Origin of the sequence: Sphingomonas sp., assembly GCF_040398505.1 — a bacterium.
In the GTDB taxonomy this organism is placed as follows: domain Bacteria; phylum Pseudomonadota; class Alphaproteobacteria; order Sphingomonadales; family Sphingomonadaceae; genus Sphingomonas.
On the sequence record NZ_JBBATX010000211.1, the window covers coordinates 1 to 1025 of the forward strand.

At 60.4% G+C, this 1025-nt stretch carries 1 protein-coding gene; it reads left to right on the plus strand.

The window, feature by feature from the left end; genetic code table 11:
• A partial coding sequence (locus tag ABWP09_RS14460; RefSeq protein WP_502959806.1) for a DUF8462 domain-containing protein occupies positions 1-762 on the plus strand: 762 nt, incomplete at its 5' end.
• Positions 763-1025 lie beyond the last annotated feature (263 nt).

The following is a 1025-nucleotide window of genomic DNA, read 5'->3' on the forward strand; positions in this document are numbered from 1 at the left end:
AATGGCGATCTCGACGCCGATCTTATCGACCTGATCGACTTGGCGGGAGCAGCCGCCGCTGAGCGCGATACCGCCCTCGTGCTCTTCATCGACGAGCTGCAATATGTGCCCGAGCGCGAACTGGCGGCGCTCATCACCGCGCTTCACCGCGCCCGCCAGAACGACCGCCCCATCACGCTGGTTGCCGCTGGCTTGCCGCAACTGGCCGGGCAGATGGGCAAAGCCAAGTCTTATGCCGAACGCTTATTCTTGTTCACCAGCATCGGTCCGCTCGGCACCGAAGCGGCCAGTTCCGCCATCATCCATCCGATCGAGGCGGAGGAATGCGCGATTGAGCCTGCCGCGGTCGCGCAGATCATCGCCGTCACCGAGGGCTACCCGTATTTTCTCCAGGAATGGGGCAAGCAATGCTGGGATGCCGCCGGCGCTTGCCCCATTACTGTGGCGGACGTCGAGATGGCTCACCCCACGGCCATCGCCGCACTCGACGACAGCTTCTTTCGTGTGCGGTTCGACCGCCTGACACCGTCCGAAAAGCGCTATCTGCGTGGCATGGCGGATCTGGGGGAGGGGCCCTTTGGATCGACCGCCATCGCCGAGCATATTGGGCGCAAGTCCTCCAGCTTTGGCCCCGTGCGTGCGTCACTGATTTCAAAGGGCATGATTTACACGCCGGGCTACGGCGAGACAGCGTTTACCGTGCCAATGTTCGGGGCGTTTATGCGTCGGGCGATGCCCGCCGGAATGGACGCCGTTGATTGATAACCGCCGGTCGGTCTCGCAACTTCGCCATTGGGACAGAAATTCTTGCCCACCTGGTTGCAGAGCGGAAGGTTTGCATTTCGGTAAGATGGGTGGATGCCATCAAAACATTGAGGCAGCGGGTATTTAGGATCGGCAGTTAATTTGCCGCCCATTTTAGGACGTAGTCGGGATAGCGCTCGCCGACGATCGACCCCGGGGAAAATGATCGTTCAAGTTCAGTCAGTTCGTTTGGCTCTAAAGCGATATGCACGGCAGCAATG